Below are 18,421 nucleotides of genomic sequence, written 5' to 3'. Positions count from 1 at the left end.
CGCCGGTCGCACGCCGTCCCGCCCCGCCCCCGCCGGCTGGCGGCGACGAGTCGGCCCGGCAGCTGACCTTCTTCGGCGCGGAGGCGGCGGACCCGTCCCTCGCCGACCTCGCCGGGCTGCTGGCCGGCCCGGGCGAGGTGGTCCGGATGGGCGGCACCGCCCGGCTCTCGGTGGTGGTCGACGCTGCCTGGCGGGTGCACGTGCTCGTCGCCGAGCTGGCGTTGCGCCAGGTGGCGGCCACCTGGGAGGCGACCACCGACGGGCGGCACGCGGTGCGCACCTCGTACGCCCGCACGCTGAAGCCGCTCGCGATGGCCTGGCTGCGGGGCGCCGGCAAGCGACCGCCCGCCGGTCTCCACCTCAACGGGCGGCGGCTGCGGCTCTGGCTCGCCGCGGCAGGGGTCGCCGAGCCGTCCGGCTTCCTGCTCCGGCTCGGCGTCGCCGACGAGGAGTGCTGGGAACCGGTCGGCGGGGCCCTCGACGCGGTCGGCCTGTCCGGGGTGCTGCTCGGTCCCGGCGAGGGCGGGCCGGCGTACCGGATCACCGGCCGGCGGCGGCTCGCCCGCCTGGCCGAGCTGGTCGGCGACCCGCCGGCCGCCGCCCCCGCGACGGCCTGGCCGGCCCGCTCCTGACCCGCCGCGCGCCTGTCCGATGCGGGACAGCAGGTGCGCAATATCGCGGAAAACGGCTGGGTGACGCGTCGGCCGAAGGCCCGCCATCGTCACAGTGTCCCACCCGGCGGCACACGCACGGTGTACGGTGGCGCCGTCCGGCACGCCCAGCCGCCGCCGGCGCAGGAGGCCGCCCCTCATCGGGACGGTTTGCCGCCCGCGAAACCCGAAACGCGGGCGGCGCGTTACGTTGGACATCCGGACCGCCGGGGGTCGGCGGGTCGAAGGCGGCCCGAACCGGGCGTCGGTGGCTACGAGCAGGAGTGAGGTCGGGGAGAGACGTGCCGAGCAAAGCTGGAACCACCCGTCTGGTCATCGTCGAGTCACCGGCGAAGGCCAAGACGATCTCGGGCTATCTCGGCCCGGGGTACGTCGTGGAGGCCAGCTTCGGCCACGTCCGGGACCTTCCGCGCAACGCCGCCGACGTGCCGGCCAAGTACAAGGGCGAGCCGTGGGCCCGGCTCGGGGTGGATGTCGACAACGGCTTCCACGCCCTCTACGTGGTCTCCGCCGACCGGAAGCAGCAGATCAGCAAGCTGGTGAAGCTGGCCAAGGAGGTCGACGAGATCTTCCTGGCGACGGATGAGGACCGCGAGGGCGAGGCGATCGCCTGGCACCTGGTGGAGACGCTCAAGCCCAGGGTGCCGGTCAAGCGGATGGTCTTCCACGAGATCACCAAGCCGGCCATCCAGGCCGCGGTGGCGAATCCCCGCGAGATCGACCGGGACCTGGTCGACGCCCAGGAGGCCCGGCGCATCCTCGACCGCCTCTACGGCTACGAGGTCTCGCCCGTGCTGTGGAAGAAGGTCATGCCGAAGCTCTCGGCGGGCCGGGTGCAGTCCGTGGCGACCCGGATCGTGGTGGAGCGCGAGCGGCAGCGGATGGCCTTCCGCACGGCGGAATACTGGGACATCCTGGCCACCCTGGCCGTGGCGAACGCCGGCGAGGGCCCGCGCAACTTCAACGCCACCCTGGTCGCGCTGAACGGCGACCGGATCGCCACCGGCAAGGACTTCGAGCCGACCACCGGCCGGGTGAAGGCCGGCGCCGGGGTGGTGCACCTCGACTCCGGTGGTGCCCAGGGGCTCGCGGCCCGACTGGAGGGGCGGCCGTTCACCGTCACCCGGGTCGAGGAGAAGCCCTACCGCCGCCGCCCGTACGCGCCGTTCATCACCTCCACCCTCCAGCAGGAGGCGGCCCGCAAGCTGCGGTTCTCGTCCCAGCAGACGATGCGCACCGCGCAGCGCCTCTACGAGAACGGCTACATCACCTACATGCGTACCGACTCGGTGAACCTGTCGGAGACCGCCATCGCGGCGGCCCGCAGGCAGATCGTCGAGCTGTACGGCGAGCGCAGCGTGCCGCCGGAGCCGCGGCGCTACACCGGCAAGGTGAAGAACGCGCAGGAGGCGCACGAGGCGATCCGCCCGGCGGGGGACAACTTCCGCACCCCGGGCGAGGTGCGCAACGAGCTGTCGACCGAGGAATACCGGCTCTACGAGCTGATCTGGCGGCGCACCATCGCCTCGCAGATGACCGACGCCGTCGGCTCCAGCGTCTCGGTGCGCATCCGCGCCGTCTCCTCCGCGCAGGAGGAGGCCGACTTCGGCGCCACCGGCAAGACCATCACCGACCCGGGCTTCCTGCGGGCGTACGTCGAGTCCAGCGACGACGAGAACGCCGAGGCCGAGGACGCCGAGCGCCGGCTGCCCAACCTGGTGAAGGACCAGCCGCTCACCGCCGACGAGCTGGCCGCGCAGGGCCACCACACCCAGCCGCCGTCGCGCTACACGGAGGCGTCGCTGGTCAAGGCCCTCGAAGAGCTGGGCATCGGCCGCCCGTCGACGTACGCGTCGATCATGCAGACCATCCAGGACCGCGGCTACGTGACCAAGCGTGGCCAGGCGATGATCCCAACCTTCCTGGCCTTCGCGGTGATCGGCCTGCTGGAGCGGCACTACCCGCGCCTGGTCGACTACGACTTCACGGCCAGCATGGAGAACGAGCTGGACGAGATCGCTGGCGGTGACCACGCCGCCGTCGACTTCCTGACCGCGTTCTACTTCGGCAGCGCCAACGGCGCCGGCGACCGGGACATCGCCCGCTCGGGCGGGCTGAAGAAGCTGGTCACGGAGAACCTCAGCGACATCGACGCGCGCAGCGTCAACTCGATCCCGCTGTTCACCGACGACGAGGGCCGCGAGGTCGTCGTCCGGGTGGGCAAGTACGGGCCGTACCTCCAGCGGGCGCTGCCCGGCGAGCAGCCGGCCCCGAAGACCGAGGGCGAGGAGGGCGGCGGCCAGGGCGACCGGGCACCCATCCCCGAGGGGCTGGCGCCGGACGAGCTGACCCCGGAGAAGGTGCACGAGCTGTTCCTCGGCGGCGGGGGCGAGCGCAAGCTGGGCGACGACCCGGGCACCGGCGAGCCGATCCTGCTCAAGTCGGGCCGCTTCGGCCCGTACGTGGCCAGCGGCGAGCGCAAGTCGTCGCTGCTGCGTTCGCAGTCGCCGGACTCGCTCACCTTCGACGAGGCGTTGAAGCTGCTCAGCCTGCCCCGGCTGGTCGGCGTGGCCCCCGACGGCGGCGAGGTGTTCGCGAACAACGGCCGCTACGGCCCGTACGTCAAGCGCGGTGACGAGTTCCGCTCGCTGGACTCCGAAGAGAAGATGTTCACCGTCACGCTGGACGAGGCGCTGGCCCTGCTGGCCGCCCCGAAGACCCGCCAGCGCCGTGCCGCCGCGCCGCCGCTGCGGGAGATGGGCGTCGACCCGCTCACCGAGAAGCCGCTGGTCATCAAGGACGGCCGGTTCGGCCCGTACGTGACCGACGGTGAGACGAACGCGTCGCTGCGGCGCGGCCAGACCCCGGAGGCGCTGAGCATCGAGGAGGCCTCCGAGATGCTCGCCGAGAAGCGGGCGAAGGGGCCGGCGCCGAAGAAGACCGCCGCGAAGAAGGCACCCGCCAAGAAGGCCACGGCGGCGAAGAAGACGGCTGCGGCGACCAAGTCGACGGCGGCCAGGAAGACCACGACGGCCAAGACGACGGCGGCCAAGAAGGCGCCGGCAAAGAAGGCGGCCCCCAAGAAGGCCTCCACCACCACCGACTGAGCGCCCCGAGCCGCCCCAGCAGAAGATCTTGGAAGGCGGTGGCCCCTACACTTGGGGTCAACCGTTGGTTGCAACACCTTCGTTGATCCTGGTGGAGGTGGTGGCAGTGGCAGCTCGGTTGTCGTTGGTGGAGCGGGAAGAGATCGGTCTGGGTCGGGCGGCGGGTTTGTCGATCCGTCAGATCGCGCGGGGGTTGTCTCGGGCGCCGTCGACGGTGGGTCGGGAGGTGGGCCGGTTCGAGCGGTACGGGCAGGTGTATCGGCCTTCCGCTGCGGATTGGGCGGCGTGGCTGCGTCACCGGCGTGGGAAGCGGCCTGCCAGGCTGTCAGGTGACGGGCCGTTGCGACGGCGGGTCGTTGACCTGTTGACGCAACGGTGGTCACCACGGCAGATCAGTCGACGACTGCGACGTGACCATCCCGAGTCCCCGGAGATGTGGGTGTCGCACGAGACGATCTACCAGGCGATCTATCTGCAGGCGCGGGGGAACCTTCGTGCGGAGTTGGCCCGGCAGGTGGCCTTGCGCTCCGGTCGCGCTGCCCGGCGTCGACGACCGCAGGCCGGTGGGCCGATCCGCTCGTACCGCCCCTGGCTGGGCCTGAACATCAGCTCCCGGCCCGCAGAGGTCAACGACCGGGCAACGCCCGGGCACTGGGAAGGCGATCTCGTCGAAGGCGGCCGGGGCCCGGCAGGGGGATCGGCGATCGCGACGCTGGTAGAGCGACACACCCGCTTCGTGATCCTGGTCAGCTTGCCCGAGGGCAAGGTGTCCGAGCACGTCGTGGCGCAACTGGCCGCCGCCATGTGCTGGCTGCCCCGCCGGCTACTGGCCTCGCTGACCTGGGACCAGGGAAGCGAAATGGCCCGCCATGCCCAGTTCACCGTCGCCACCGGCTGCCCGGTCTACTTCTGCGACCCCCACAGCCCCTGGCAGCGAGGCACCAACGAAAACACCAACGGCCTGCTACGTCAGTACTACCCCAAAGGCTGCACCGACTTCCGGAGCATCAGCCAGACCGACCTGCACGCCGTCGCCGATCAACTCAACGCACGGCCCCGAGAAACCCTGGGCTGGGACACCCCTGGTGAGAGAATGTCCCAATTCATCGGTGTTGCAACCACCGGTTGAAGCCGCCACAGGGGCCACCGCCTTCCAAGATCTTGACGTTGTCCACAGGGGCAGCCGACGAGGGTGCCACAGGGGCAGGGTGGGGTCGTGAGCCTGCTCTTCGAACCTTCGCCTGCGGCGCTGATCCGGGCGCTGCCGGGCGACCACGCCGACGAGTTGACCTGGCTGCTCTTCCGGCAGGAGGACGTGATCGGCCTCAGCCAGGCACTACGACACATGTCCCGCAAGGCGATCCGGCACCGGGTGGCAAGTGGGCGGTGGCGACAGGTTCACCAGGCCGTCTTCGTCACGCACAGCGGACCGGTCGGTCCTGCACAGCTCCGGTGGATCGCGGTGCTGGCTGCCGGGCCCGGCGCGATGCTCGGTGGGCTGACCGCCGTCCAGGCGGGAGGTCTGCGCGGTTTTCCCACACGGGTCATCCACCTGCTGTTGCCGGCCGACCGGAGGCGGGAACTGCCGCATGGGGTGTCGGCGCACCGGACGACCCATCTGCCTGAGCGGGACGTGCTCGCGGTCGGGCAACCGTGCCGGACGACCGCCGCCCGCTCGATCGTGGACGCGGCGCAGTGGGCCCGCACCGACGAGGAGGCCCGGTCGATCGTCGCCGCTGGCTTTCAGCAGCGACTGGTGTGCGGCGCCGACGTGCAGGAGGTCCTCGATCGGATGCCCCGACTGCGTCGTCGCCGGCTGGTCCTGGACGTCGCCAGGGACGCGGCCGGCGGTGCACATTCCCTGGCCGAGTTGGATTTCCTCAAACTGGTGCGCCGAGCCGGGTTGCCGGAGCCGACCCGGCAGAAGGTCCGACGTGACTCCGGCGGTCGACGCCGCTACCTGGATGCCTACTTCGAGGAGTGGAAGGTGCACGTGGAGATCGACGGCGGCCAGCACCTCGATCCGCGTACGGCCTGGGCCGACATGCGCCGGCAGAACGCACTCTGGGTTGAGGGCGACCGGGTGCTCCGCTTTCCGGCCTGGGCGCTTCGGGCACATCCGGCGGAGGTGCTCGCCCAGCTCCACGCCGCCCTCCGGGCCGCAGGATGGCCCGGCTGACTCTCTCTCACCCGACCGGACGATAGATCTTGGCGGATTTCGGCCCTCCCAGGGGCCTGTTTCTTCCAAGATCTCTGGCTGGAGCCTCGTGGCGGAGGGGGGTCAGCCGAGGATTTGGGTCAGGTGGGGGTTGGTGAAGAGGTGGTGCGGGTCCAGGCGGGCGCGGAGCGTCTGGAAGTCCGTCCAGCGGGGGTAGACCGCCGCGAGTGACTGCGCGTCGCGCCAGTGCAGCTTGCCCCAGTGGGGCCGGCCGCCGAGGCTCGCGGCGACCTGCTCGAAGGCCCGGAAGTACGGCTCGTACGGCATGCCGACGTACTGGTGGACCGCCACGTACGCCGACTCCCGCCCGTATCCGTGGGAGAGCCAGATGTCGTCGGCGGCGGTGAACCGCACCTCGACCGGGAAGAGCACCTTGAAGGGCAGCCCGTCGACGATCCGCCGCAGTGCGTCGAGCGCCTCGCGAAGGGCTTCGCGCGGCAGCGCGTACTCCATCTCCACGAAGCGGACCCGGCGCGGGGTGCAGAAGACCTGGTCGGAGCGGCCGGTGTAGCGGCGTTCGGTGAGCGCGCGGGCGGAGACGGCGCTGATGCCGGGGGCGAGCGCCGGCACGGCGCGGCCGAGCCGGCAGGCCCCGGCGAAGACGGTGTTGGAGAGGAACTCGTCGTCCAGCCAGCCGCGCCAGCGGGGCAGCGGCCGGTCGTCGGCGGGCACCCGGTCGTTGGTCTTGACCTGCACCCGGTCGGTGTACGGGAACCAGTAGAACTCGGCGTGGTCGTGCCGCTCGACCAGCGTGGGCAGTTCGTCGAGGACGGCTTCCAGCGACGCGGGCCGTTCGTGGGCGTGGAGCACGAAGGCGTCCACGCAGCGCAGGGTCACCTCGACGAGCACCCCGAGCGCGCCCAGTGACACCCGGGCGGCGGCGAAGACGTCGGGGTGTTCGTCGGCGGAGCAGCGCAGCACCTCGCCGGTGCCGGTGACGAGGGTGAGCGCCTCGACGAACGTCGACAGGCAGCCGTATCCGGCGCCGGTGCCGTGGGTGCCGGTGGAGATCGCGCCGGCGATGGTCTGGGCGTCGATGTCGCCCAGGTTGGGTAGTGCCAGGCCGTGGGTGGCGAGTAGGTCGTTGAGCGCGCGGAGGGTGGTTCCGGCCGGTACGGTGACCAGTCGGCGGTCGATGTCGACGCGTACGCCGGTGTCCAGTTCGGTCAGTTCCATCCGCCGTGCGTCGGTGACCGCGACGCCGGTGAAGGAGTGGCCGCTGCCCACCACCCTGATCCGGTCCCCGGTGGCGGCGGCGGAGCGTACGGCCTCGGCGACGTCGGTGAGGGAGGTGGGGCGCAGGATGGCGGTGGCGGTGGCGCGTTGGTTGCCGGCCCAGTTGGACCAGCCGGCCATGGTTGGCGGTGCGGTACCGGCCATGCGCACTCCTCGACATGAATGTGAACTACCTTCATATCAGGAACGTTGTAGCAGGTAAATACCGCAATCGAGGTTTGCTCGTTGTACCGGTAGTCACGAACCCGTGACGTGCAGATATGTTCATCCGTCGAAGGGGGGTGGCGAGTGTCCACACCAGCCGCCACAGCCGGGCCGCTGCGCCGGGTACCGGTGCAGGGTCGAAGTGTCGCGAGGGTCCAGCGGATGCTGGACGCCTGTGCCGAGCTCGTCGACGAGGTGGGGTACGAGGGACTGACCACGACCCTGCTCGCCGAGCGTGCCGAGGTGGCGATCGGGTCGGTATACCAGTTCTTTCCGGACAAGCGGGCCATAGTGCAGGCGCTGACCCTGCGCACGATGGAGTCCTACCTCCAGCGGCTCGACGAGCGTTTCGCGTCGGACGACATGACCCACTGGTGGGACGGGGTCGACGCGGGTATCGACGAGTACATCACGATGCACCGTACCGTTCCCGGATTCCGTACCCTGCACTTCGGCGACGTGGTCGACCTGCACCTGCTCGACGAGCAGCGGGACAACAACGGGGTGATCGCGGACCAGTTGGCCCGCGTGCTCGCCGAGCGCTTCGGGCTGACCGACGTCCCCGACCTCCGGTTCCACCTGGAGATCGCCGTGGAGGCGGCCGACGCGCTGATCAAGTTGGCGTTCCGTCGGCTGCCCGAGGGCGACGAACGGGTGTTGGTCGAGGCCAAGGCGCTGATCCGGGAATACCTGCACCGCCAGGTCGACGCCCCGGCCGACGCCAACCAGCCCGGCTGAACCCGGCCCGCCGACCCGGGGTGCGCCAGGCGGCGGGACACGGTGCGGACGGCCCGGTACGTGCCGGGCCGGCAGGTCAGAGGAAGGCGTGGCCCTCGCCCCGGTAGGTGGGCACGGTGGCCACGACCGAATCTCCCTCGATCAGGTGCAACTCGTTGACGTGCTCGCACAGCTCGCCGGCCTTCGCGTGCCGGAACCACACCCGGTCGCCGACCCGCAGCGTGCCGGCCGCTGCGCCGGCCAGCGGGGTCTGCACCTCGCCGGCCCCCTCGGTGCCGATCAGTTTCAGCCCCTCCGGCAGCCACGGCCGGGGTAGCCGGCTGTCCTCGGCCGGGCCGGAGGCGATCCAGCCGCCGCCGAGCACGGTGGCCAGCCCGGGGCCCGGGCGGCGGACCACCGCGCAGGCGAAGAAGGCCGCCGGGGTGGGGCGCCAGGCGCGGTACGCGTCGAACAGCGTCGGCCCGTACAGGCCCGATCCCGCGGTGACCTCGGTGACCGCGGGATCGGCGCTGGTCGCGGCCACGCTGCCGGTGCCGCCGCCGTTGACGAACTCCAGGTCGGCGTGTTCGCGTACGGCGGCCACCGCCGCGCCCCGGCGGGCCAGCAGCTCGCGGTACGACCGGCGCTGGGCCAGCCGGATCGCGGAGCCGAGCACCGCCCGCCCAGGCGGCGCGTCGCCGAGGCCGGCGATCTGTGCCTCGTACGCCATCAGGCCGACCAGCCGGAAGCCCGCGCGGCCAGCGACGGCGGCGGCGAGCGTGCCGGCCGCCCGGGCGCTGTGCACCGGGGAGCGGCGCACCCCGACGTGCACCCTTCCGCCCAGCGGTCGCCACGAGGCGTCCAGGTCGAGGCAGACCCGCAGTTCGGGGCGGCGCCCGGGCGGGCACACGGCGTCGACCAGGTCGAGCTGGTCGGTGTTGTCGATCATCAGCGTGACGGCCCCGGCGAGCGCCGGGTCGGCGGCGAGCTCGGCGAGCGCCCCCTGGTCGGCCGTGGGGTACGCCACCAGGGCGTCGTCGGTCACGCCGGAGCGGACCAGCCAGATCGCCTCGGGCACGGTGAAGGCCATCACGCCCTGCCAGCCGGGCCGCGCCAGCGCCCGGCCGATCAGCTCCCGGGCGCGTACCGACTTGCTGGCGACCCGAACCGGCTTGCCGTCGGCCCGCGCGGCCAGCGCGGCGGCGTTGCCGTCGAAGGCCGCGAGGTCGACGACGGCGTACGGCGGGTCGAGGTGCGCGGTCGCCCGGTCGAGGCGATCACGAAGTTTGTCGCTTTCGATGGCCACGTGTGCACGCTAACTGTCTGGGAGGCAATGCGAAATACCCTCGCGTCTGTCCGGGCTGCGGGCGGTGGTCGCGGCGGCCTAGGCTCGGCGAACAGGAGAATGTCGCGGCGGGGCAGGTCCCCACCGGGTCTAGAGTGTTCCACCGGGACTGCCCAGCGATGGGCCGGCACGTGGAGGTACGGCCATCGAAAGCCAGTTCAACGGCGAGTCGCCCGGCGTGTCGTCGTCCTCGAAGCAGTCCGGCGGCACCGCCGACCAGTCCGGCACCGACCTGTCCGGCTACGCCGGCATCCGTTCGGTGCTGCGGATCACCCCGTTCCGCCGGCTCTGGATCGTGCTCGGCGCGGCGTCCTTCGGCGACTGGTTCGGCCTGCTCGCCACCTCCGTCTTCGCCGCCTCCCAGGTCGAGGGGAGCACCGCCCAGGGTGCCGCGTTCGGTGGCGTCATCGCCATCCGGCTGCTGCCGGCGCTGGTGCTCGGCCCGGTCGCCGGCGTGTTCGCCGACCGGTTCGACCGGCGCTGGACCATGGTCATCTGCGACGTGCTGCGCTTCCTGCTCTTCGCCTCGATCCCGCTGGTCGCGCTGCTCGGTGCCTCCGGCGGCGTGACCGTCGGCTGGGCGGCGATCGCCACCTTCCTGATCGAGTCGATCACGCTGCTCTGGATCCCGGCCAAGGAGGCCGCGGTCCCCAACCTGATCCCGCGCGCCCGGCTGGAGGCCGCCAACCAGCTCACGCTGATCACCACGTACGGCCTCACTCCCATCCTCGCCGCGCTGATCCTCGCCTCGCTCGACGGCATCGTGCGGGCCGCCACCGGGGGCTCGACGCCGAACTGGGCGGAGCCGGCCGATCTGGCGCTCTGGTTCAACGCGTTCTCCCGGCTGGCCACCGCGCTGGTGGTGGCGTACGGCATCAAGGAGATCAGCCAGGGGCAGGCCGCGGAGCGGGGCGACGCGGAGCAGGGCATGCTGCGCCAGTTCAAGGAGGGCTGGCGCTTCATCGGGCAGACCCCGTTGGTCCGCGGCCTGGTGCTCGGCATCTTCGGCGCGTTCGCCGGCGGCGGCATCGTGATCGGCACCGCCAAGTTCTTCGCCACCTCCCTCGGCGCCGGTGACGCCGCCTTCTACCTGCTCTTCGGTGCCATCTTCGTCGGCCTCGCGCTCGGCATCGGGCTCGGCCCGATGATCGTCAAGGAAATGTCCCGGCGGCGCTGGTTCGGCATGAGCATCGTGCTGGCCAGCGCGTCGGTGATGGCCCTGGCCTTCGCCATCCACCTCTCGATGGCGATGGTCGGCGCGGTCCTGGTCGGCGCGGGCGCCGGGATGGCCTTCCTCTCCGGCACCACCCTGCTCGGCGGGGAGATCGCCGACGAGGTGCGGGGCCGGGTCTTCGCGGTGGTGCAGATCGGCACCCGGCTGGTGCTGATCCTCGCGATCGGCCTGAGCAGCCTGCTCGCCGGCGTCGGCGGATCGCGCCGGCTGGAACTCGCCGACCTGGGCGTCTCGATCTCGTCCACCCGACTGCTGCTGCTCGCCGCCGGTGCCGCCGGCATCTTCGCCGGGATCAGCGCGTTCGGGCAGATGGACGACAAGAAGGGCGTGCCCGTCCTGGCCGACCTCTGGGGCTCGATCCGGGGCCGCCCGCTGATGCCGGCCGAGCCGTTCGTCTCCGCCGGCCTCTTCGTGGTCTTCGAGGGCGGCGAGGGCGCCGGCAAGTCCACCCAGCTCGCCGCGCTCGCCGAGCGGCTGCGCGGGCAGGGGCGCGACGTGGTCGTGACCCGTGAGCCCGGGGCCACCGCCGTGGGCGAGCGGATCCGGTCGCTGCTGCTCGGCGCCCCCGGGTCCGACGTGCCGTCGCCGCGCGCCGAGGCGCTGCTCTACGCCGCCGACCGGGCGCACCACGTGGCCACCGTCGTCCGGCCGGCGCTCGTGCGGGGCGCGGTCGTGATCAGCGACCGGTACGTCGACTCGTCCCTGGCATACCAGGGGGCCGGGCGGACACTCCCCGCCGACGAGGTCTCCTGGCTCTCGTCCTGGGCCACCGGCGGGCTCAAGCCCGACCTGGTGGTGCTGCTGGACGTCGACCCGCGTACCGGCCTGGCCCGGGTGGCGGCCCGCACCGAGGCGGCGGACCACCTGGAGGCCGAGTCCGTCGCCTTCCACGAGCGGGTCCGGTACGCCTTCCTCGACCTCGCCGCCGCCGACCCGAAGCGCTACCTGGTGCTCGACGCGTCCCGCCCGGTCGAAGAGATCACCGGGCAGGTGGCCCGGCGGGTCGAGGAGATGTTCGGCAGCCCGGGCGGCATCGTGCACCCGCGCCCCGCCCAGGGGCCGGACACCACGGTGCAGCCGGAGTTATCCGAATCGGAGCTGGTACCGATGGAGCACAGAACCTGATGCCCGACGTCTTCGCCGACCTGGTCGGGCAGGACGACGCGGTCGACACGCTGCGCCGCGCCGCCGCCGCGGCGGCCGCAGTGCTGCGCGCCGCCGCGGTCCCGCCCACGACCGACGCCGCCGGGGACGAGTGGGACGCTCTCGCCGAGGAGGCCGACGGCACGGGCGCGGAGGCGGCAGCCGTCGTCGACCCGGGGGCGGGGATGACGCACGCCTGGATCTTCACCGGGCCGCCCGGGTCGGGCCGGTCGGTGGCGGCGCGGGCCCTCGCCGCCGCCCTCCAGTGCGTGCGCGGCACCGGCTGCGGCGAGTGCCCCGGCTGCCACACCACGCTGGCCGGCACCCACGCCGACGTCCGGATGGTGGTGCCGGAGGGGCTCTCCATCGGCGTCAACGAGATGCGGGCGCTGGTGCTGCGCGCCGCCAGCACTCCGTCCGGCGGGCGCTGGCAGGTGGTGGTGATCGAGGACGCGGACCGGCTCACCGAGGCGGCCGGCAACGCGCTGCTCAAGGCCATCGAGGAGCCGCCGCCGCGGACGGTCTTCCTGCTCTGCGCCCCGTCCACCCACCCGGACGACATCTCGGTGACCATCCGGTCGCGCTGCCGGATCGTACCGCTGGGGCAGCCCGCGCCGGACGCGGTGGCCGAGGTGCTGGTCCGCCGCGACGGCGTCGCGCCCGACGCGGCGCGGTGGGCGGCGGCGGCTGCGCAGGGGCACGTGGGACGGGCCCGCCGGCTGGCCCGTGACCCGGAGGCGCGCAAGCGCCGCGAGGCCGTGCTCGCGGTGCCACGCCGGCTGACCGGCGTGGGCGCCGCGTTCGACGCGGCGTCGGCGTTGATCGAGGCGGCCGAGGCGGAGGCCGAGGCGTCGGTCGCGGAGGCCGACGCGGCCGAGCGGGCGGCGCTGGAGACGGCCCTCGGCGCCGGCGGCACCGGGCGGGGGGCGGCGGGCGCGATCCGGGGCGCCGCCGGGCAGTTGAAGGACCTGGAGAAGCGGCAGAAGTCCCGGGCCACCCGGGCGCAGCGCGACGCGCTGGACCGGGCGCTGGTCGACCTGGCGGGCTTCTACCGGGACGCGCTCACCATGGCGCTGCGCGCCCCCGTGGCGCCGGTGCACACCGACACGGCCGCGCTGGCCGGGGCGGGCGCGCAGAAGTGGGACGCCGAGGGGGCGCTGCGCCGGCTGGAGGCGGTGCTGGAGTGCCGGGCGGCGATCGAGGCGAACGTCAAGCCCCGCATCGCCGTCGAGGCGATGATGCTCTCGCTCTGGAAGGGCTGAGCGGGCCGCCCCGCGACCACGAGGTCCCGCCGGCCGGACCGGCTGTCCACAGGCATCGACAGGCTCGATTGCTGTGCGGTGCGGTCCGGTGTGCCGTGGTGACGGTGGCGGCACGCACAGTGATTTCCTGTTCCGGGAGGAGTCCGCCGATGCCGCGGGGGGAGATCGACGAGGCCTGGATCGAGGAGGCGGTGCGGCGCTACCGCCGGATCGAGTCCCTCCAGGCCGAGTTCGACCAGGCGGTGTCGACCGTCGAGGTCACCGTCCGGTCGCCCGACGGGCTGGTCGAGGTGGTGGTGACCGCCGGCGGGCGGATCACCGACGTCCGGTTCCTCGGCCCGCTGCACACCCGCAACCCCCGCGACGTCGCCGGCTCGGTGCAGGCGGCGGTCACCGCGGCGGCCGACGCCGCCCAGTGGGCCCGGGAGAAACTGCACAACGAGACCTTCACCGCCTACCGGCCGCTGGCGGGAGCCTGAGATGGAGAGCCTGCGCGTCCTCGCCGCCCGGCTCGACGAGGCGAGCGAGACCATGGCAGCCATGTCCCGCACCGTCACCGCCGGAGACCCGGCGCAGGCCGCGTTCGGCGTCGACGCCCCCGGCCGGCCCGGCGAGATCGGGCGGGCCCTGCACCGGCAGTGGACCGCCGCCACCGGCGACCGGGCCCGGGAGGCGCACGCCGCCGCCCAACAACTGGCCACTGCCGCCGCGGCGGTGCGGGCCGCCGCCGACCACTACACCGACGTCGACCGCGACGTACGCCACCGGCTGACCGGGGAGGCGTGATGGACGCGCTGGACCGGCTCGCCGAGCCCGCCCTCGACCTGCTCCGCCGGGTCGACACGCTGCTCGCCGCCGGGGCCCCCGAGGGGCACCGCGTATGGCCGCTGCTGCGCCGGATGCAGGTGCTTCCCGGCGAGGCCGTCCGGAGCTTCCTCGACCTGCATCCGGCGCCGCTGGCCACCGCCGGCCACACCGCGCGCCGCCTGACGCGGGGGTACGACGACGTCTGCGCCGCGCTGACCGACCCGGTGCTCTGGTCCGGCCCGGCCGCCTCGTCGTACGGGCAGGCCCGGGCGGCCCTGCTGCGGCACCTCGACGAGGGGCCGGAGAGCCTGGTCGGCCGACTGGAGTCGACGGCCGGCTACGCCGACGCGCTCGCCGACTGGGTGGAGGGCAGCCGGCTCACGCTGGCCCGGGCGCTGGCCGCCGTCCTGCGCTCCGCCGAGGCGGTGACCGTGGTCGCGGCGACGTCGATGCCGAGCGGCGGACCGGAACACCGGGGGACGGCCGGGCCGGCTGGGACCGAGGCCGCCGAGATCGCCGCGCGCGTGCTGGCGGTGCTCGGCGTCGCGTACGACGGGGCCGAGACCCTGCTGCGCCAGTGGGCGCCGAGCCTCGCCGAGTCCCGCTGGCGGGCTCCGGCGGCGGAACGCCCTCGCTACGACACCCCCACCCGGGTCGGCTGGTGACCGGCGGTGCGGGCGTGGCGTGCCGTGCCGGGCTGCCGGCTGCGCGGGGCCGGGATGCTGGCGGTGCTGCGCCCGCTGACCACCGCCTTGCCGGCGGGCGGGCCGGGCGATTCGGCAGGCGCGGATGGCTGCGCACCGTAGTCGGGCGGCGACGGCCGGCCGGGTCGCCCCGGCCCGCGCATCGTAGGGTGTGAGGCATGGGCATGCTCTGCGCGGTCAGCTTCCAGCGGTACGGGCGCCTCTACTACCTGGACCCGGGCGAGCTGCGTCCCCAGGTCGGCGACAAGGTGCTGGTGCCGACCGACGACGGGCCGGAGGTGGCCGAGTGTGTCTGGGCGGCGCAGTGGGTCACCGAGGAGACCGACGGTTTTCCCCGCCTGGCCGGCCTGGCCGGTGACGACGACCTGCGCCGCGACGAGACGGTGCGCCGCCGCAAGGCCGAGGCCAAGGTCGCGGCGAAGCGGCTGATCCGGGAGCACGCCCTGCCGATGAAGGTGGTCGCCATCGACCATGTGCTCGGTGCCGCCGAGGGCGGTGGAGAGCGGAGCACCATCTACTTCACCGCCCCGCACCGGGTGGACTTCCGCGCGCTGGTCCGGGACCTCGGCGCCACCCTGCACTGCCGGGTGGAGTTGCGTCAGCTCTCCGCCCGCGACTCGGCGCGGGTGCAGGGCGGCATCGGCTCCTGCGGCCGGGACCTCTGCTGCGCCACCTTCCTCAACGACTTCGAGCCGGTCACCATCCGGATGGCGAAGGACCAGGACCTGCCGCTCAACCCGCTGCGCATCTCCGGCGCGTGCGGCCGGCTGATGTGCTGCCTGAAGTACGAACATCCCCTCTACCAGCGGTTCCAGGAGTCGGCCCCGGCGATCGGCACCCGCGTGTCGACGCCGGAGGGCGACGGCCGGGTGGTCGGCCACAGCGTCCCCCGGGACTCCGTCACGGTGCGTCTCGACGCCGACGGCTCCCGCTGCTCCTGCTCCCGCGCGTCTGTCTGTGGCCCCCGCCAGGCCCACGACCAGCACTACGCCCCCTGACCGGATTCAGGTGAGAGTGGTCGGGGGCTCGGCCAGGCGGGGGCGGAGGGGGCGCTTCGGGGTCAGCCAGGAGGAGCCGGGAGACTGGTCGGGGTTGATCTGCCAGTCGCGGGCGACCCGGTCCACGGCGATCGGGTAGATCGTCAAGGTGCCGTCGGGGTCGATGCGCAGCCGCAGGAACGCCTTCGCGTCCTCGATGCCCTGGCCGGCGAAGAGTTCGTTGACGTTCACCCCGAACGCGCCGGCCACCAGCAGGTACGCGGCCACCAACTGGCTCGCCACCAGCCCGCTCACCGGCCCGTAGAGCACCGCCGCGGCGACCGCCGGCAGCGGCCACGGCCAGTCCTGGAAGGGCAGCGCCAGCCAGGCCCAGGTGCCGGCGGCGCCGAGCCCGATCTGGGCCAGGCCGTGGCCCACACCGAGGATCCAGTGCCGGGCATGCCGTTTGCCGCCGGAGCTGGGCGGCTTGGCGAAGAACGCCGCGCCGAGCATCGTGACGATCAGCATCGCCATCAGCGGCACGCTGAACAGTCGCTGCGCCGTCCCCTCCGGGTTGGCCACGACGCCGGCCATCGACAGCATCAGCAGCGTGTGCAGGGTGCCCAGCAGGGTGGTGAAACCCGGGTTGCGCAGCGGCAGCCGGGGGAAGATCCCCCAGGCGTACCGCCGGGAGCGGCTGGCGTCCGGGTAGCGGCCGGCCAGCTCGTACGGGTGGGAGGTGCTGGCCCTCCGGGCGAGGGTGTCCCGCGGCGGCACCTCGATCCGCTCCGGCAGCTCGTGCGTCGGGTAGAGGTACGCGCCGCCGCCCCCGCAGGTGATCAGCTGCCGGTCCGGGCCGGCGTACCGGGCGTAGTGGTGCAGGTCGCCGGAGATCAGCAGCCGCACCTGCGCCCCGGTGGGCGCGACGATCGTACGGATGAAGTAGTCGATCGAGTCGTACGCCGTGGGATGGTCGACGGCCTTGACCCACGTCGGCGCCGGCACGACCAGGATCACCCGGCTGTCGGGGCCCAACCGCTTGGCGACCCTGTCGAAGTAGGTGAGCTGCGGATCGTCCAGGTACGAGCCGGACTGGTCGTCGAGGCCGAGCAGCCACCAGCCGGCGGGCAACTCGACCGCGAAGTACGAGCGGGACTGGCCGGTCTCCCAGCCGCCGAAGTGCCGGTCCCGGGACCGGACGAAGAGCCGCAGGAAGGCGGTCAGGCCGTCGTACCAGTCGTGGTTGCCGGGGACCGCGAAGAGCGTGGGCCGCTCGGGCGGGGTGACCGGCAACGCGGCCTGGTAGGGCCCCTTGCACCGGTCCTCGTACGCCTCGAAGGCGGCCGACGGGTAGACCTGGTCGCCACCCATCACCAGGGTCTGCGCGCGGGGCAGCCGGTGCCCGTCCACCTCCAGCTCGGGCTGGGCGAGCAGATAGGCCACCGAGTAGGTGGCGTTGAAACCGTCGCCCAGGTCGGCCACGTAGTCCAGCCAGAGACCGCCGTCCGGCCCGACCTGCCGCGCGATGCCGGCGTCGAGCGAATTCTGCAGCTCCCGCTTGTCCAGGTAAGCCCCGAAGAGCACCGCCAGCAGCGTACGGATGCCGGTGCTGATCAGCAGGAACGGCGCCAGCCACGGCACCGGCTTGCGCGGGGTGAAGCCCAGCTCCCGGGGATCGACGCTGCGCGGACGGCGTGCCGCCCGCCCGCCGACCGCCTCGCTCGCGTGCGGGCTCTCCGCCGCGCCGTCCTGCGGAGCCACGTCGGGGGCGCGATCGTCGGTCACCCGCCGCAGCGTAGTCCCGGCCGACGTCGATCGCTGTCCGGCGGACGACGGTTCGGGGTCGGTTGTCCGGCTCGGCAGGCGAGTGGGGATCCCGCTCGGCCGGAGGCCGGGTCGTGCCGTACACTTGATGATCGTTGCCGCCTTAGCTCAGTCGGCTAGAGCGACGCACTCGTAATGCGTAGGTCGACGGTTCGATTCCGTCAGGCGGCTCCATGGAAAGGCCCAGGTCACCGGCTTGATCGCCGATCATGACCTGGGCCTTTTGCATGCCTTCGCTGAGCCGAGCAGCCAAGCGAGCAGCCAAGCTTCATTCACCCGACCACAGCGCCCCCTCCATCCGCGAAGCGGCTTCCCGTGCGATCTCCGGAGCTACGTGGGCGTAGATGTTGAGGGTTACGCTGATCTGTGAGTGACCGAGTATCTCCATGACCACGCGGGCCGGCACGCCCTGGGCGAGGAGCACGCTGGCAGCCGTGTGGCGTAGGTCGTGCAGCCGAACCTGCCGGAGACCGGCCCGCCGGATGATCTCCCGGAACGAGCGGTAGTCGTTGCGCGGGTGGATGGGCGTACCGACGCTGGTTGCGAACACCAAGCCGGGGTCGGCCCAGTTGTCGGAGTTCAGACGTTCTGCTGCCTGGTGCTCCTGATGACGATGCAGCGCCACAAGCACAGTGGGCGGCAGCGGCAGAGTCCGGCGAGACCGAGCGGTCTTCGTCTCGACGAAGACCAGGCCGCCCGTCTCGGGATTGCGTTGCAGTTGTCCCCGCACTCGCAGGGTGCCTGCGGTCAGGTCGACGTCATCCCAACGCAAGCCTAGGACCTCACCTTGCCGAAGTCCGAGCGCGATCCCGATGATCCACCGCGCCTCCAATCGCAAGCCGTCGACGGCCTTTAAGGCGTGTTTCGTAAGTCGGGTTGTGTCCGTGAAGTTGCGGCGTGGCGGTGATCGATAACTGAAGAGGTCTCCGGTATCTGGTTCTGCGACCAAGCAAGAACTTCATACCGGAGACC

General features: G+C 72.6%; 15 protein-coding genes and 1 tRNA gene. 12 read left to right on the top strand and 4 right to left on the bottom strand.

Annotated elements, in window-relative coordinates; translation table 11 throughout:
- Window positions 1–62: 62 nt before the first annotated feature.
- From AB0D32_RS29735 to AB0D32_RS29720, 4 genes are all read left to right on the top strand, one after another.
- Entirely contained in the window at window positions 63–632 is a 570-nt protein-coding gene (locus tag AB0D32_RS29735) for a hypothetical protein (protein WP_357097357.1), read from the top strand.
- Between the two features lie 320 nt (window positions 633–952).
- A complete protein-coding gene (topA, locus tag AB0D32_RS29730; protein ID WP_357097310.1) occupies window positions 953–3,778 on the top strand; it encodes a type I DNA topoisomerase in 2,826 nt (941 codons plus the stop codon).
- A 91-nt stretch (window positions 3,779–3,869) separates the two neighbouring features.
- Complete coding sequence (locus AB0D32_RS29725; RefSeq protein ID WP_357097355.1) at window positions 3,870–4,907, top strand: IS30 family transposase; 1,038 nt, start codon at window positions 3,870–3,872, stop codon at window positions 4,905–4,907.
- 87 nt (window positions 4,908–4,994) lie between these two features.
- On the top strand, window positions 4,995–5,957 hold the full coding sequence (locus tag AB0D32_RS29720) for a DUF559 domain-containing protein (protein ID WP_357097307.1): 963 nt from the start codon (window positions 4,995–4,997) through the stop codon (window positions 5,955–5,957).
- Window positions 5,958–6,059: 102 nt separating this feature from the next.
- On the opposite strand, the gene AB0D32_RS29715 is transcribed toward AB0D32_RS29720, so the two are convergent.
- Complete coding sequence (locus tag AB0D32_RS29715; protein ID WP_357097305.1) at window positions 6,060–7,376, bottom strand: D-arabinono-1,4-lactone oxidase; 1,317 nt, start codon at window positions 7,374–7,376, stop codon at window positions 6,060–6,062.
- Between the two features lie 222 nt (window positions 7,377–7,598).
- On the opposite strand from AB0D32_RS29715, the gene AB0D32_RS29710 reads away from it, so the two are divergent.
- A complete protein-coding gene (locus AB0D32_RS29710) occupies window positions 7,599–8,174 on the top strand; it encodes a TetR family transcriptional regulator (RefSeq protein ID WP_357097303.1) in 576 nt (191 codons plus the stop codon).
- 76 nt (window positions 8,175–8,250) lie between these two features.
- Here the strand turns inward: AB0D32_RS29710 and AB0D32_RS29705 are convergent, their stop codons facing one another.
- Window positions 8,251–9,459, bottom strand: coding sequence for an amino acid deaminase/aldolase (locus tag AB0D32_RS29705; RefSeq protein WP_357097301.1), 1,209 nt, complete (start codon window positions 9,457–9,459; stop codon window positions 8,251–8,253).
- Between the two features lie 298 nt (window positions 9,460–9,757).
- Between AB0D32_RS29705 and tmk the strand changes: the two genes are divergently transcribed.
- The 6 genes from tmk to ricT all read left to right on the top strand — a co-directional run bounded on the left by tmk (window position 9,758) and on the right by ricT (window position 15,646).
- The gene (gene tmk / locus AB0D32_RS29700) at window positions 9,758–11,857 is read left to right on the top strand and encodes a dTMP kinase (protein WP_357097353.1); all 2,100 of its coding nucleotides are present in this window, start codon (window positions 9,758–9,760) and stop codon (window positions 11,855–11,857) included.
- The gene (locus AB0D32_RS29695; protein WP_357097299.1) at window positions 11,857–13,137 is read left to right on the top strand and encodes a DNA polymerase III subunit delta'; all 1,281 of its coding nucleotides are present in this window, start codon (window positions 11,857–11,859) and stop codon (window positions 13,135–13,137) included. Before tmk ends, AB0D32_RS29695 begins: the two co-directional genes overlap by 1 nt.
- Before the next feature lie 149 nt (window positions 13,138–13,286).
- Window positions 13,287–13,616 (top strand): YbaB/EbfC family nucleoid-associated protein, encoded by a 330-nt coding sequence (locus AB0D32_RS29690; protein WP_357097297.1) that lies wholly within the window; start codon window positions 13,287–13,289, stop codon window positions 13,614–13,616.
- A gap of 1 nt (window position 13,617) precedes the next feature.
- Window positions 13,618–13,923: a hypothetical protein gene (locus AB0D32_RS29685; RefSeq protein WP_357097295.1), complete on the top strand. Its 306-nt coding sequence runs from the start codon at window positions 13,618–13,620 to the stop codon at window positions 13,921–13,923.
- A complete protein-coding gene (locus AB0D32_RS29680) occupies window positions 13,923–14,609 on the top strand; it encodes a hypothetical protein (protein ID WP_357097293.1) in 687 nt (228 codons plus the stop codon). Before AB0D32_RS29685 ends, AB0D32_RS29680 begins: the two co-directional genes overlap by 1 nt.
- 197 nt (window positions 14,610–14,806) lie before the next feature.
- The gene (gene ricT / locus AB0D32_RS29675; protein WP_357097290.1) at window positions 14,807–15,646 is read left to right on the top strand and encodes a regulatory iron-sulfur-containing complex subunit RicT; all 840 of its coding nucleotides are present in this window, start codon (window positions 14,807–14,809) and stop codon (window positions 15,644–15,646) included.
- Window positions 15,647–15,652: 6 nt separating this feature from the next.
- Here ricT and AB0D32_RS29670 read toward each other — a convergent pair whose 3' ends face one another.
- Window positions 15,653–17,410, bottom strand: coding sequence for a metallophosphoesterase (locus tag AB0D32_RS29670; protein ID WP_357097288.1), 1,758 nt, complete (start codon window positions 17,408–17,410; stop codon window positions 15,653–15,655).
- 136 nt (window positions 17,411–17,546) lie between these two features.
- Between AB0D32_RS29670 and AB0D32_RS29665 the strand changes: the two genes are divergently transcribed.
- Window positions 17,547–17,623 (top strand) — tRNA-Thr (locus tag AB0D32_RS29665).
- 94 nt (window positions 17,624–17,717) lie between these two features.
- Here the strand turns inward: AB0D32_RS29665 and AB0D32_RS29660 are convergent.
- Window positions 17,718–18,287, bottom strand: coding sequence for a site-specific integrase (locus AB0D32_RS29660; RefSeq protein WP_357097351.1), 570 nt, complete (start codon window positions 18,285–18,287; stop codon window positions 17,718–17,720).
- Window positions 18,288–18,421 lie beyond the last annotated feature (134 nt).

The organism is Micromonospora sp. NPDC048170 (genome assembly GCF_040652795.1).
Lineage (GTDB): Bacteria > Actinomycetota > Actinomycetes > Mycobacteriales > Micromonosporaceae > Micromonospora.
The sequence above is the reverse complement of the archived record's forward strand: the minus strand, read 5'-3'. Positions and strand labels throughout refer to the sequence as shown.

Excerpts from the sequence above, each read along its gene's own strand:
- AB0D32_RS29715 (WP_357097305.1), bottom strand. The coding sequence starts at position 7,376 with ATGGCCGGTACCGCACCGCCAACCATGGCCGGCTGGTCCAACTGGGCC.
- AB0D32_RS29710 (WP_357097303.1), top strand. The coding sequence starts at position 7,599 with ATGCTGGACGCCTGTGCCGAGCTCGTCGACGAGGTGGGGTACGAGGGA.
- AB0D32_RS29695 (WP_357097299.1), top strand. The coding sequence starts at position 11,857 with ATGCCCGACGTCTTCGCCGACCTGGTCGGGCAGGACGACGCGGTCGAC.
- AB0D32_RS29690 (WP_357097297.1), top strand. The coding sequence starts at position 13,287 with ATGCCGCGGGGGGAGATCGACGAGGCCTGGATCGAGGAGGCGGTGCGG.
- AB0D32_RS29685 (WP_357097295.1), top strand. The coding sequence starts at position 13,618 with ATGGAGAGCCTGCGCGTCCTCGCCGCCCGGCTCGACGAGGCGAGCGAG.
- AB0D32_RS29680 (WP_357097293.1), top strand. The coding sequence starts at position 13,923 with ATGGACGCGCTGGACCGGCTCGCCGAGCCCGCCCTCGACCTGCTCCGC.
- ricT (WP_357097290.1), top strand. The coding sequence starts at position 14,807 with ATGGGCATGCTCTGCGCGGTCAGCTTCCAGCGGTACGGGCGCCTCTAC.